At 38.0% G+C, this 13,268-nt stretch carries 11 protein-coding genes and 1 pseudogene; 5 read left to right on the top strand and 7 right to left on the bottom strand.

The genetic code is table 11. The annotated features are described in order from the left end of the window. The first annotated feature begins 43 nt into the window (after positions 1–43). Both C7J88_RS06010 and C7J88_RS06015 read left to right on the top strand, forming a co-directional pair. Positions 44–721 (top strand): response regulator transcription factor, encoded by a 678-nt coding sequence (locus C7J88_RS06010; protein ID WP_095117724.1) that lies wholly within the window; start codon positions 44–46, stop codon positions 719–721. Continuing rightward, the gene (locus C7J88_RS06015) at positions 714–2,081 is read left to right on the top strand and encodes a sensor histidine kinase (RefSeq protein ID WP_095117725.1); all 1,368 of its coding nucleotides are present in this window, start codon (positions 714–716) and stop codon (positions 2,079–2,081) included. The genes C7J88_RS06010 and C7J88_RS06015 overlap by 8 nt, the downstream gene beginning before the upstream one ends. 68 nt (positions 2,082–2,149) lie before the next feature. On the opposite strand, the gene mqo is transcribed toward C7J88_RS06015, so the two are convergent. Then, positions 2,150–3,643: a malate dehydrogenase (quinone) gene (gene mqo, locus C7J88_RS06020; RefSeq protein ID WP_095117726.1), complete on the bottom strand. Its 1,494-nt coding sequence runs from the start codon at positions 3,641–3,643 to the stop codon at positions 2,150–2,152. Positions 3,644–4,015: 372 nt separating this feature from the next. Here mqo and C7J88_RS06025 point away from each other — a divergent pair, with 372 nt between their 5' ends. Continuing rightward, complete coding sequence (locus tag C7J88_RS06025; RefSeq protein WP_095117727.1) at positions 4,016–5,182, top strand: glycosyltransferase family 4 protein; 1,167 nt, start codon at positions 4,016–4,018, stop codon at positions 5,180–5,182. A gap of 78 nt (positions 5,183–5,260) precedes the next feature. On the opposite strand, the gene C7J88_RS06030 is transcribed toward C7J88_RS06025, so the two are convergent. From C7J88_RS06030 to C7J88_RS06040, 3 genes are all read right to left on the bottom strand, one after another. Then, complete coding sequence (locus tag C7J88_RS06030; RefSeq protein WP_095117728.1) at positions 5,261–6,865, bottom strand: L-lactate permease; 1,605 nt, start codon at positions 6,863–6,865, stop codon at positions 5,261–5,263. Positions 6,866–7,184: 319 nt separating this feature from the next. Next, a complete protein-coding gene (locus tag C7J88_RS06035) occupies positions 7,185–7,793 on the bottom strand; it encodes a hypothetical protein (RefSeq protein ID WP_095117729.1) in 609 nt (202 codons plus the stop codon). Between the two features lie 91 nt (positions 7,794–7,884). Then, positions 7,885–8,424, bottom strand: coding sequence for a GNAT family N-acetyltransferase (locus tag C7J88_RS06040; RefSeq protein WP_095117730.1), 540 nt, complete (start codon positions 8,422–8,424; stop codon positions 7,885–7,887). 123 nt (positions 8,425–8,547) lie between these two features. Between C7J88_RS06040 and C7J88_RS06045 the strand changes: the two genes are divergently transcribed. Beyond that, on the top strand, positions 8,548–9,543 hold the full coding sequence (locus tag C7J88_RS06045) for an oxidoreductase (RefSeq protein WP_095117731.1): 996 nt from the start codon (positions 8,548–8,550) through the stop codon (positions 9,541–9,543). A gap of 131 nt (positions 9,544–9,674) precedes the next feature. Further along, the gene (locus C7J88_RS06050; RefSeq protein WP_095117732.1) at positions 9,675–10,703 is read left to right on the top strand and encodes an NAD(P)/FAD-dependent oxidoreductase; all 1,029 of its coding nucleotides are present in this window, start codon (positions 9,675–9,677) and stop codon (positions 10,701–10,703) included. A gap of 41 nt (positions 10,704–10,744) precedes the next feature. Here C7J88_RS06050 and C7J88_RS06055 read toward each other — a convergent pair whose 3' ends face one another. The 3 genes and pseudogenes from C7J88_RS06055 to C7J88_RS06065 all read right to left on the bottom strand — a co-directional run bounded on the left by C7J88_RS06055 (position 10,745) and on the right by C7J88_RS06065 (position 13,161). Beyond that, positions 10,745–11,164, bottom strand: coding sequence for a DUF2871 domain-containing protein (locus tag C7J88_RS06055; protein WP_095117734.1), 420 nt, complete (start codon positions 11,162–11,164; stop codon positions 10,745–10,747). Between the two features lie 131 nt (positions 11,165–11,295). Continuing rightward, a pseudogene (locus tag C7J88_RS06060) lies at positions 11,296–11,895 on the bottom strand (YcnI family copper-binding membrane protein). 18 nt (positions 11,896–11,913) lie between these two features. After that, positions 11,914–13,161: a copper resistance CopC/CopD family protein gene (locus tag C7J88_RS06065; protein ID WP_095117737.1), complete on the bottom strand. Its 1,248-nt coding sequence runs from the start codon at positions 13,159–13,161 to the stop codon at positions 11,914–11,916. Between the last annotated feature and the right edge of the window lie 107 nt (positions 13,162–13,268).

A 13,268-nucleotide genomic window follows, 5' to 3' on the forward strand; every position in this document is an offset into this window, starting at 1 on the left:
CTATGATAGAATGACTTTATATGAAAATGAAAGAGGTATGCTTATGACTATCACTTGTTTAATTGTTGATGATGATCCCGATATTCTGTCATATGTTGCTACTCATATTACACGTGAAGGATATCACGCAGTGACACAACCTAATGCGGAATCTGCACTTAATTATGTCGCAGATTACGCCATTGATATTGCGATTGTTGATGTTATGATGGATGGTATGAATGGTTTTGAACTATGTCAAACATTGAAATATGATTATAACTATCCTGTTATCATGCTGACTGCACGTGATGCATTGAGTGATAAAGAGCGTGCTTTCCTAGCAGGAACAGATGACTATGTCACAAAGCCATTTGAAGTGGCAGAGTTGATGTTTCGTATTAAGGCTGTGTTACGCCGTTACCAAGTACAGACAGCAATACAACTTGAACTCGGCAATGTTGTCATTAATCAAGCCGAACGTACAACTAAGATCGGTTCAAAAGTACTCATGCTTCCAAATAAAGAATTCGAATTATTGAATATACTCATTGCTTATCCTGAACAAGTATTTGAACGAGAAACACTGATTACAAAAATTTGGGGTTTTGATTATGAAGGAGACACCCGCACGGTTGACGTACATATCAAGCGATTGCGTGGACGTTTAAAAAAGCTTGGCGCAACAATTCAAATTGAAACAATGCGTGGGATAGGATATCGGGTGACAGATCATGTTTAAATCCCTCTATTATCGTCTTGCCTTTTATACGATCACTGTTATGTTGATTAGTGCAATGTTAAGTTTTCTCGTTACCAATGTGTACTATCACTTTGTATTGAAAGAACAAAATGATGCTAAAATCATGACGACATTGCAACGTGCAAATAGTTCAAAAAATATGCATAACGAAGCATCGTTTTCTCAATATTTGAATCTACTTGGTGATTTAAACTATCAAGTGATTGCAGTCGATGAAAAGCACAACACCAAGCATTATGGCGCTGCATTTCGTCAGTACAATTTAAGTGTAGATACGATTGATCGCGTGCTTGCTGGAGAAGATTATCACGGTATTCGTGAACGTCCGTTTAACCCTGTCATTACAGGATTCTTTGATAACGAATCACGCAACACTGTCGGTATGCGATTCGAAACAACATCTGGCAACTACGCCGTCTTTATACGTCCAGACATCAATTATTTATTGGGAGAGTTTCGTTATTTCTTAGTTGTATTAATCTTCCTACTCGTAGCATTTTCAATCATCCTTGTCATTTGGTCGACTTATGCATTGGTGAAGCCTGTTAAACAATTAAAAACAGCAACAGAACGTATGATGGCTGGTGACTTTACAACACCTATTGCTGTCACACGAACAGATGAGATTGGTACGTTACAGCAACATTTTGATTCGATGCGTGTATCTCTCAAACAACTCGATGATATGCGCCAGCATTTTGTTCAAAATGTATCACATGAGTTTAAAACACCTTTAACGCATATTCACCATTTGTTGACACAGCTACAAAATGAATCCAATCAAGAAACACAAACACAGTATATACAGCGTATTTACAATGAAACTCATCGTTTAAGTCAGCTGACACAACAACTTCTACTTTTATCAGAGATGGATAATGGTGGACATCTTCAATTCGACGAGACTTTCCAAATGAATATGCTCATTCAAGATATATTAACGAATGAGCGCTATACAATTGAACAAAAATCACTGAGTATCGTTTATGAATTAGCGGATATATCCTATATAGGCAATCAGCGCCTTTTGACACAAGCAATCGGTAATATTATCCGCAATGCAATTAAATACACGCCAGAATTTGGTATGATAGATATTAATTTATCTCAACAAACTCATAGTATCGTTATTTCAGTTGAAGATGATGGCCCTGGAATGGATACAGAAACAATCTCACATATTTTTGAACGCTTCTACAAAGCTTCTGCACATACCGATAGCAATGGGCTCGGATTGTCCATTACACAATCTATTATTGAACGTCACGGTGGTTCAATTGATGTACAAAGTACACCTAACATTGGTACGGTATTTACTATGACATTACCGCATACTTAAACACAAAAAGCCATTGGTTGAAAGGCGGTCATTTTCGATGACTACCTGTCCAAACCAATGGCTACTTTTTATTTCGTTTCAGGATTCAATTGTAAATACTTCACAACCTCTTGATTGACTGTTTCATATAATGCCGCATCATCACTCAATTTCGTTCCGAATGATGGTACCATTTCTTTAATTTTTGGTTCCCACTCAGAGAATGTGTGTCCAAATGTGCGTTGTAATACATCTAGCATAACTGGTACTGCTGTTGATGCGCCTGGAGATGCCCCGAGTAATGCAGCTAATGTGCCATCTTGAGATGCGATGACCTCTGTACCGAATTGTAAGGTCCCTTTACCTTTATCGGTATCTTTAATCACTTGAACACGTTGACCTGCAACAACAACACGCCAGTCTTCATTTTTAGCGTTCGGTACGAATTCACGTAAATCATCCATGCGCTCATCGTTAGATAGCATAAGTTGTTGCACTAAATATTTCGTCAATGGAATCTCTTTCGCCCCAGCTGCCAACATCGTTAAAAGATTGTTTGGTTTCACCGACTTGATCAAGTCAAAATATGAACCTTGTTTCAAGAATTTTGGTGAGAATCCCGCAAAAGGTCCGAATAACAATGTGCGTTCACCATCAATATATCGTGTATCCAAATGAGGTACTGACATCGGTGGTGCGCCTACTTTTGCTTTACCGTAAACTTTCGCATGATGTTTTTCTACAACATCTGGATTTTTACATACGAGGAACAAGCCACTTACCGGGAAACCACCGACATGTTTGGACTCTGGAATCCCTGTTTTCTGGAGCAATGGTAAACTTGCACCACCCGCACCAATAAAGACAAATTTAGACACGACTGTAAACACTTTGTCTTCCTTGATATCACGTATTTTAATCGTCCATGTCTTATCTTTGTTTTGCTTCAAGTCCAACACTTCATGTTCATAATATACACCTGCACCACGCTCTTCAATGCGTGTGAGTAATTGTCCTGTCAATGCACCGAAGTTCACATCTGTACCTGAATGGTCACGTGTTGCAGCGATTGGTGTTGTTAAGTTTTGACGGCCTTCCATCATTAGTGGAATCCATTCTTTCAATGTATCTGGTTCATCAGAAATCGTCATATTTTTGAAAAGATTGTTGTCTTTCAATGCTTCAACACGTGCTTTTAAGAAACGCACATTGTCCGTCCCCGTCACAAAACTCATGTGTGGTACAGAACGAATAAACTTTTTAGGTTCTGGTAGTTGCCCCGTTTTAACTAAATGCGCCCAAAACTGCTTAGATACTTGGAACTGTTCATTGATATGAATCGCTTTCGTAATATCAATAGAACCATCTGCTTGTTCTTTCGTATAGTTGAGTTCACACAATGCAGAATGCCCTGTTCCTGCATTATTCCATGCATTCGAACTTTCTTCGGCACACTTTCCGAGACGTTCAAATACACTAATCTCCCAATCTGGTTGTACTTCTTTCAACAGCATACCTAGCGTCGCACTCATAATACCGCCACCGATGAGCACAACATCTGTCTTGTTATGTAAGTTATTCATAACAATCCAGTCCCCCTTTTCGTTTGTTCATATTTTGTGTGACACAAAAATCAACGTTATACAAAGTGTGATGATTTCCCCGGCAAAAATAGGTAGTCCCATTTTCACAATCTGTTGCTTTACTCACTTATTCAATGACAACGTGATTCTCATCTCTCTGTAATCTTTAGTGCTGAATATATAAAAATTCTTAATACTTCAATTATAACGCTAAAGACCTTAATAAAAAAGCGCTTACTTACAAAATTTACACACACACTCAAAAATCATTCGTCCATGAATGGCCAAACAAACTATTTAAATAACTGACATCGTATCCACTGATATTTCTATGCTATAATGAGCAAAAAGAAGTAAATCGAGGGATGCATCATGAAATCAGTTACATTCTTAATGCATAATATTTATGCTATGGGTGGTACTGTTAAAACCATTAGCAATCTTGCTAATGAACTTGTCAGACAGGGTCATCCTGTTAAAATCATTTCTATTTTTCAATCAAAAAAACAATCATATTTTGAGTTAGATTCGCGTGTTGAAGTTGTCTCTCTTGTTGACTATCAACTGAAAATCCGCAATGTCATACCATTGTTGGTTAATCGCATTCGTAAGTTCACACCTTTATTCAAGCCAAAACAACTTTCAAAGCATGATCCTGGATACGCACAATACTCCAGTTATGTAGAACACAAACTCATTCGTGCTATTCAACAAGATACATCTGATGTATTCATCAGTACACGCGCAAGCTTTAATATTTTGCTTGCACGTTATGGGCAAAAAAATCAATACCGCATCGGCATGGAACATATGAATCTCACTGCACATACGGAAGATTATCGTAAAGAAATATTACGCTACTATACACAATTAGATGCAGTGACAACACTCACTTCTAAAGATCAAGCGCTTTATCAACAGGCACTTCCTGAAACACCTGTTTTTATCATTACAAATATGATTGCAGAAAAACGCCACCATATGATGAAAAAGAATCAAATTATCGCTGCAGGTCGCTTTTCATATGAGAAAGGGTTTGACTTACTCATTGAAGCCATTTATCACATTCAGGAGGAACTACGCGAAGAAGAGTATACCGTACAAATCTTTGGAGATGGAGCGGAGAAAGAAGCATTGACACAAACAATTAATTATATGCGCCTTCAAGATATCGTGTTTCTTCGTCCAACAACTCAGCAACTCAGTACACACATGGCAGAAAGTAAAATTACTTGTATCCCATCACGTAACGAAGGATTTGGCTTGACGATATTAGAAGCTATGAATCAAGGAAGTATTACCGTAAGCTTCGATGAGAACGTAGGTCCTTCATCATTGATTCAACATGGTCACAATGGTTTTCTCGTTCCTTACGGCAATGTTGAAAAACTCAGCATTCAATTACTAGATATTATCCAAAAGCTTCACGGTCAGCATCTTAAAGAGATTAAAGCAGCAGGCTATGAGACTGTTGCAGCACATGCACCTGAAAAAATTTATGAGCAATTTAATAATATGTTGTCTGCACTTGATAAATAAACTTCATATACAATGAGAAAAGCGTTCATCTCCCCCTCACTCGGAAAGATGAACGCTTTTTTATTTGGTGATCATTCATTAACTAATCAAGAGTGATAAGATGAATGTCCAAATACACCAGATAACTAATAATGCAAAGCTATATTTCAATGTCATTTTTAGAAGTTCTGATTCTTTACCAACTTGTTTAACGGCTGCTGTTGCAATCGCAATAGATTGTGGTGAAATTAATTTTGCAATCGAACCACCGGCAGTATTGGCTCCGACTAGAAGCGCACCACTTGTACCTACTTGGGGTGCTACTGATGCTTGAATTGGTGCAAATAATGCATTGTTATTCACAACAGAACCTGTCATAAATACACCAATCCAACCTAAGATAGGTGATAAGAATGGGAAGATCGCACCTGTTTTTGATACACCTTCACCCATTGCGGCTGTTAGGCCACCGTAAGTTGTTAACTTCGCAATTGCTAAAATCATACAGATTGTTAGAATTGGTAACCATAACTCTTTGAATGCTTCAGCGAGCAACTCACCTGCACGTTTGAAGTCAATAGTTTTCGCTAAAATAACTGTGATAACACCTGTGATTAATAATGCTGTTCCTGTTTGGTTCAACAAGTTGAATAATAATGTAATCGGTTCGTTCGACACATCGTTCATTGTGCCTGGAAGCGGAATCTTGATTGTTAAGAATGCTAAAGCGCCGCCTTCCATGAACAACTCTTTGAATGTATTTGTACTCCAGATAAGCACAAGTACTGTTAGAATACCGAATGGACTCCAAGCATATAAGATTTCTTTCAAATTATGATGCTTCACTTCAACTTTAGATTCTTCCGCATTTAAGCGGAAGATATTTTTAGGTTGGAATTTCTTAGAGACTATTGCCAATGTTGCCATAGACGCTAATGGTGGTAAAATATCAACTAATTCCGGACCTTGAACAAAACTTAAAATAATTTGTAATACAACATAAGGAACAACTGTTGCAATAATTGCTGGTAATGTTTCACGAATTCCTTTGAAACCATCTAAAATAAAGATTAATAAAAATGGGACAAAGAATGTAAGAATCGGTAAGCTATAATTGAGTGAACGTGCAACATCTAATGCAGTAATGTTGCCATGCAAACTCAATGTATCGATGACTGCGACTGGTAAACCAATCGCACCATAAGCCCCCGCAGCACCGTTAGCGATTAGGCAAAGCATCGCAGCTTTCAATGGTTCAAAACCTAATTGTGCAAGTAATACCGCACAAATGGCAATCGGTACACCAAAGCCTGCCACACCTTCTAAGAATGCGTTGAAACAAAAACCGATTAGTAACAATTGGATACGTTGGTCTTCAGAAATTGTTGTAATACTATCTTGAATGACTGAAAATTGACCTGTTGCAACAGTTACTTTATACAACCAAACTGCCATCATAACAATGAAGCCAATTGGTAATATACCTTGATAAAAACCTTCTACAATCCCACCAGTCGCAATACCAACTGGTAACTTGAACACAAATAGCGCAACAATAATTGTAACGACTAATGTCGTTAATGCTGCATAAATCCCTTTCATTTTAAATACTGTTAAACAGAGTAAAAATAAAACAATCGGGATACTTGCGACCAATGCAGATAGCGCAAGATTTTGGAATGGATCAAATGAATGTACTAACATCTCTTTCATCTTCCTTTAATATTTATTTACTTACTTGAAACAAATCTGATTGTGATTTATTTCACACGAAAAATATACCACTTATATTATAGCAAATCAATATGTTATCTTAATTTTTATAATAGAAAATATTTTCCATTTTCTCACAATCATTTATTAATATATGATATTTTCTTAGGGAATTTATTCTACACTATTTCGATAATATTCAACAATTAAGTTGTTTGGAATCTATAATCAAATATTAAAGAAAGACCGTACTATCTTTTAAGAACAGAAAAAGGATTGGATGTATCACATCCAATCCCTTCACTTCATATTATTGACGATATGCAGGATTTACAATCTTTACATCTCCTGCTTTATCAACAGTTACAATGGTATACGTACCTGGATTTGCTTGGTTCAAGAAACTGAAAACATACATATAATAGCCATCTTCACCTTCTGCCGCATAATCATTATAAGGATTATCGTAACCGTTAAATTGATTTACTTCCGCAGTTGCTTTTTGTAATGCACCTTGAAATTCTGGTAACAATTCCTGTGCTTGTTGATCACTTAATGGTTGACGCACCAAGTTTTGTGCAACTGGAACGACATTCTGACCTTGATAAGGACCTGTCGCATTCGTTGATGCAGTTGTCTGTTGATCATTGTTTTGCGCTGCTGCTGTTTGTCCATGATTATCAGCAGTTGCTGCTTGTTGCGTTTGATCTTCTGTTTGAGAGTTCTCTGCTTTGTCTTTCTCAGCATGATCTGCTTCTTTCTCTTTTGATGCTTTTTCATCTTTCTCTGTTGATTTTTGCTGTTTTTGTTCAGTTTTTGGTTCTGTTTTCTTGTCTTTTGATTCGTTATGACTGTCATCATTAGAACATGCTGCTAATACAAGTGCGAATGCAAAAAGGCCGGCTAATAATCTTTTCATAAATATTACCTCCAAGTTATTTATATGCACTACTTGACTATATTTTACACCTTTTCACGCACATAACAAATAATCTTCCTAATATGTCACATTATTGTTTCAAACGATCTGTCGCAATTGGCATCTCCATCAAATCGTCTTCTTCAACATGTCCACCCATCACAAAGTCTAATGTTCCAGTCTTAGCCATTCCCTGTTTCTTATAAAAATGAATGGCTTGACGATTCTTTGGCCACACACCTAACCAAATTGCAGTCTTATCTGCTTCTCTTGCTAGTTTTAACGCTTTATCAAACATTAACTGTCCTAAGTGTTGACCATGATATGTTTCGTATAAGTAGATACGTTGGATTTCAGCGTAATCTTCACCTTTATCAACAGTCTGTGCATTCCCCACATTTAACTTGAAGTATCCAGCGACTCTTCCCTCTACTACAAGTAAATAGAACTGTGATTGTGAATGTGTGACTTCTCGTGTCAATGATTCATAAGAAAACGCAGAATCAATGTAATCTTGAAAGTATTGATCATCTTCGTCATCTTCACGATACGCATCTTCAAACGTTTCTATACTCACACGTCGTAATAGCTCCACTTGTTCAGTCGTTACGCGTTCAAAACGATAGTCCATCTCAATCCCTCCTTGCCCTGTCACTTTAGTTATAACCTATTCATGCCTTTCATTGCAACAATCTTTCGAAGCCTGTTATAGTGAAGTTGTACATATCTCACAACAACTGAGGAGGTTACACTCATGCAATCATTCAAATCATATGTTTTAACAACAACTGAAGAAGGTATGACAGCGGGATTCAAAACATTAACCTTTGATGACTTATCCGAAGGGGATGTGACAATCCATATCCATTATTCAAGCATTAATTACAAAGATATGTTGGCAACACAACCTGGCAACAAAATTATCCGACAATATCCACGTATTCCTGGCATTGACTTCTCAGGAATTGTCATCGAATCAAGCCATCCAAACTTTCAAACAGGCGATCGTGTACTTGCAACAGGGTACGATATTGGCGTCTCACATGATGGTGGATTTAGTGAAGTCGCACGTGTTAAAGGAGACTGGCTCGTGCCATTACCAGATAATCTAACTTTGGAAGAAGCCATGATTATCGGAACAGCAGGTTATACCGCTGCACTATCTGTATCTGCACTAGAACAAAATGGACTCACACCAGAAAAAGGGCCTGTCTTAGTACGTGGTGCTTCTGGTGGTGTCGGAACGATGGCAATTATGATGTTGCATCGCCTTGGTTACGATATCATTGCAAGCTCTAGCCATACAGAACAATCCGAAGTATTCCGGACATTAGGTGCATCGCAATGTATTGACCGCATTGATGAGCTCACACCAAAAGCACTTCATAAGACAGAATGGCAAGGTGTCATTGATCCAGTTGGTGGCCCATCATTGGGAGAGGTGCTTAAACGTATCCATCCATCAGGGGCGATTGCCTTAAGCGGTAATGCTGGAGGAACTGCTTTTGAAAGTTCTGTATTCCCATTCATCTTACGTGATGTCCGTTTAATCGGTATCGACTCAGTTTATACCCCAATGTCTTATCGTCAATCTATTTGGGAGCGTTTAGCAACTGATTTGAAACCTGATCACCTGCATACAGTAAAACAAGTTGTTCCTTTCGATAAACTAGTTGATGGAATCAAGTCATTCAACATCTCTTCTCAGCCTGGCCGTATTGTTATCGATATGGGACAAGAATCAACATAACGATTATGATTGTTAGAGTAAGTGAACAAATGTCACTTGCTCTTTTTTATGATGATTTGCACATCGTTAATTGATATTCATTATCATTTGTAAGATAATAAAAGTAATAACTACGTGAGAGGTGTCTATAAATGAAAGATTTAACAATTATCGGTGGAGGTCCAGCTGGTCTTTTTGCCAGTTTTTATGCAGGATTGAGAGAGATGTCTGTGCGTCTTATTGATGTGCAACCTCATCTAGGCGGCAAGATGCAACTCTATCCAGAGAAAATTATTTGGGATATTGGGGGGATTGCGCCGAAAACAAGCTATGAAATTATTCAAGATATGATTCAACAAGGAAAACACTTTAATCCAGAAGTTCACCTCAACACTAAAGTCACCGATATTAAAAAGCATGCAGAACAGCATTTTGAGATCATCACGGAAGACGGAACATCTTATGCATCTCGTTCTGTTATTCTGGCAATTGGCGGGGGCATTATTAAGCCACAATCACTAAATATTGCTGGTGCAGAGCGCTTTGAACTGACAAACTTACACTACGTTGTTCAAAAATATGAGCACTTCAAAGATAAGCACGTACTCATTTCAGGCGCTGGCAATGCTGCTCTAGACTGGGCGAGAGACTTATCTAACTATGCCAAAAGTGTGACATTAGTCTACCGCAAAAAAGACATCTCTGGACATGAAGCGATGTCTACAATTCTTCACGAGCTCGATGTCACAAAAATGCCGAATCATAAAATTGTACAACTCAACAATACCGATCATGATCCAAATACGATTGATGAAGTGATATTAGAACATACGGAATCGGGTTCACAAACGACTGTTAAGGTTGATGAAGTGATCATTGGTCACGGTTTTGAAAGAGATATCAGCCTTCTACACGATGTCAACCTGGATATCGACTTGATCGATGAATATTTCATCGCCGGACAAGGAAACTCTGCCACGACAGTTCCGGGCGTCTTTGCCTGCGGAGATATCGTGCAACATCCAGCCAAAGTCCACCTTATCGCTAGTGCTATTAGCGATGGTGCACATGCTGCTAACAGTGCCAAACAATATGTTCACCCCGAAGCCCCTAAACATGGGTTCGTTTCCAGTCACAACGAAGTATTTCGAGAAGCTAACAAGCAATTTTTACCGTCATAAAAAAGTGTGACATCCACTATTCTGGATGTCACACTTTTTTATTATTCTGCGTCTCTCGGTTCTTTTAAAATGGCTTGTCTAAGCAAGAAGAATAACAGGATAAAACCTGCTGTAATGACAACATGCCCGATTCCTGCAAACCCTGAGAATGAGGCAGGTACTTCTTGTCCAGAAATTTGCATAAATCCTTTAGCAAATTGCATACTCACTGTCACAATCACACCTGTATTGTAAATAATATAAAACCAATTGAATAAATAATAGCTACTAATTTTGAATAGCTTTTCAATAGAGATTAATATTAAAAATACAAACATACCTAATGTCAACAAGTGTGTATGCATCACACTCATTTGTGTATCTCCTGTGAAGTTATAGTGCAATGTTAATTCGCGATAACCAAAACCACTAAACAAGCCTAGTACAGTATAAAACATAAACGCATATAAAATTCTTTTCATGTGTAACGCACACTCCATATTCACACAAAGAGATGAGACATTCGAAATGAACATTTGATAAATAGCATCCCAATCTCTTGCATTATTTCACGTATCATTATCCTTATTTCTAAAGAGACTGTCAATGTCAATTACTTGTCAGTTTTCGTAATATTTCGCTGTTTAAACAATGCGACCACAGACACAATCAACGCAAGTATCGACACGATCCATAATGCTGTTTGTCCACCTGTTGACGGTGTTTCTTCGTGTTCAATATCCGCCTTCTCCACCTTCGTCACTGGTGCAGGCGTCTCACTCTTCTCATTCTCATCTGTCCAACGTACAACTGTTCCGTCTTTGTATGTTTGAATCGCCTTCCATTTGAATTCGCCTGACTCTTCTGGGTTAGCTACTACAATCGGAAAGTCAACATGTTCATTTGGACCAATTCCTTTGTTGGTTGCTGTCCAAGTAATCTTCTCAATATTACCTTTATTATCTTTTTTGAAGGTATGTTTAAAACCATTCACAGGTTGTACAGTTGATAGCGCCACACCTTAAGGCACTTCCAACTCTAGCTTCACTGTTTGATCATTGCGCTCTACTGGTACACGTACATTATATTCTTCATATGAGCCCGGTTCACTAACTTGCGGGTTTAATGTGACATGTGCTTCTGCCACCCCTACCGACCCAATGGTTGTTACGACAACAAATCCGAGACTTGCCAATAATTTATTTAATTTCATCCAATCACTCCTGTTATTTTATAATGGTGCTGCAATTTGACTCATAATAACTCCTGCTAATATAAGCAAAACCCCTATTAATATTTCAAAATACAACATTGGTTGATGAATTTTCCGCTTTTTGTTCATCGCCCAGAATGTTTGGACTGCACCTAAACCCATTAATACAATCGTCAAACTAATCTTTGTTAACCATAAAATACTATATGTTGTTTGTTGTGTCACAATCGCCTGAATAGATGTTGCATCAATTGACATCAGTAAGCCTGTCACAATAATGATGATGACAGCTCCTATGTTCGTTTTTAATAATACATCACGCAAAATCAATACATAGGAATGCTGTTGATGTGACTGTATATAAGCATAGAGGTAAACAAAACTGCCGAGCCACACAGCAATTCCCGCTAAATGTAAAGTTCGCAGTAGCAAGGCGTACAGTGGAACATCTTGTGCCCAAACATGTCCTGAACTTGCTAAACTGATCAATATTAATATCGGCATAGCATGATACCAAATAGGCTCCATCTGTCTAAGTGAAAATAAGATGACTGTTATCATCAACGCCACCATTGCCAGAAGAAATGGAAAAGATGTCCATGTTGATAAATCAAGCCTTAATAGTTGTTGAATGGCATTACTCGACAAAGTCATTAAATATACCAAACTCGTCGCTCCTATCAACATCACGAGTATCCATGCAATACTGCGGTACTTCGGCAAAATATCAAATGTCGGTGCACTTGCCTGTGCCATAATGCGATTGACTATGTAGAGACCTGTTAAGAGCAACACACTCCCTTGCATGACAAAACGTAAGACACCCAACCACCAATACGCATCGACATAAAATGGTTTTGACATATCTATATGCTTCGCTGTTTGTGTGCCAATCGAAAATTGATAATGTCCAGAAACTTCATGACCATCGGGTGACACCGCTCGCCATTTCACTGCGTATGTCCCTTCATCATGCTGTTGTGTTCGAAATGTAACCGTATCCGAATAGCCTGTTTGATCAGAGTGAAGTTGTTCGACTTGATGTCCTTTATCATTATAGAGTTGTAATTCTGTGTAACGTACATTCACAGGATCACTGAACTTTAACTTAATCTCGTCAGGTGCATTAGATACCACTTCATCTTGCATAGGCTGGTAGTTCTCTAATGAAACATGTGCAGATGCCACATTAAAATATCCACCCAATACAAAAATCATCGCAATAAGTATCCACCATAATAGCCCCGTACGTCTTGCAATACTCATAACTTACCTCCCGTAATACATCATTCTCAAAGCATACGATATAAACAATGCTTTAAGACAATATAATTATCATATATTATCTATCATGCGCTACATTTATGTTTGTT

Source organism: Staphylococcus muscae, assembly GCF_003019275.1.
Classification (GTDB): domain Bacteria; phylum Bacillota; class Bacilli; order Staphylococcales; family Staphylococcaceae; genus Staphylococcus; species Staphylococcus muscae.

Coding starts and splice junctions, on each gene's coding strand:
- C7J88_RS06010 (WP_095117724.1), top strand. CDS start 44: ATGACTATCACTTGTTTAATTGTTGATGATGATCCCGATATTCTGTCA.
- C7J88_RS06015 (WP_095117725.1), top strand. CDS start 714: ATGTTTAAATCCCTCTATTATCGTCTTGCCTTTTATACGATCACTGTT.
- mqo (WP_095117726.1), bottom strand. CDS start 3,643: ATGAATAACTTACATAACAAGACAGATGTTGTGCTCATCGGTGGCGGT.
- C7J88_RS06025 (WP_095117727.1), top strand. CDS start 4,016: ATGAAATCAGTTACATTCTTAATGCATAATATTTATGCTATGGGTGGT.
- C7J88_RS06030 (WP_095117728.1), bottom strand. CDS start 6,865: ATGTTAGTACATTCATTTGATCCATTCCAAAATCTTGCGCTATCTGCA.
- C7J88_RS06035 (WP_095117729.1), bottom strand. CDS start 7,793: ATGAAAAGATTATTAGCCGGCCTTTTTGCATTCGCACTTGTATTAGCA.
- C7J88_RS06040 (WP_095117730.1), bottom strand. CDS start 8,424: ATGGACTATCGTTTTGAACGCGTAACGACTGAACAAGTGGAGCTATTA.
- C7J88_RS06045 (WP_095117731.1), top strand. CDS start 8,548: ATGCAATCATTCAAATCATATGTTTTAACAACAACTGAAGAAGGTATG.
- C7J88_RS06050 (WP_095117732.1), top strand. CDS start 9,675: ATGAAAGATTTAACAATTATCGGTGGAGGTCCAGCTGGTCTTTTTGCC.
- C7J88_RS06055 (WP_095117734.1), bottom strand. CDS start 11,164: ATGAAAAGAATTTTATATGCGTTTATGTTTTATACTGTACTAGGCTTG.
- C7J88_RS06065 (WP_095117737.1), bottom strand. CDS start 13,161: ATGAGTATTGCAAGACGTACGGGGCTATTATGGTGGATACTTATTGCG.